Annotated in this window: 1 pseudogene; it reads right to left on the minus strand. The window is 69.5% G+C overall.

Going from position 1 to position 417, the window contains the following annotated elements:
- Positions 1 to 417: pseudogene (locus ACOV8S_RS31440) on the minus strand (hypothetical protein); the annotation flags it as partial.

Here is a 417-nt window from a genome sequence, read left to right on the forward strand (position 1 = left end):
TCGAAGGCGGGGCCCTCGCAGCGCAGCAGCCGCAGGTCCATGAAGCCGTTGAAACGGCGTCCGTCCACGTCCACGGCGTGCGGGGAGCGGATGGAGAAGCGCACCCCGTTGTTGACGTGCCCGTGGTGGTGCTGGTCGGAGTAGAAGGCCACGTCCGGGATGGTCGGGGGCACGAAGTGGTCGCGGGCGGCCACCTCGGGAACCTTCGGCAGGTTGCCCGCCACGAAGTGCCAGGAGTTGTACTGCATGCGGGAGGACATCGCCCAGGCGGTGTCGGCGAGTGCTGCGGCCGAACCCTCGAAGTGGCGGTCTGCCGTGGCGTGCGGCACCACGCAGCAGAAGAAGCGGGTGATGTCCCAGTCGCAGATCTCCGCCCAGCGCTGGGTGCGCAGCGCCGAGATCAGGGCGGGCAGGGAG

The sequence above is a fragment of the Streptomyces sp. CO7 genome, from assembly GCF_053474865.1.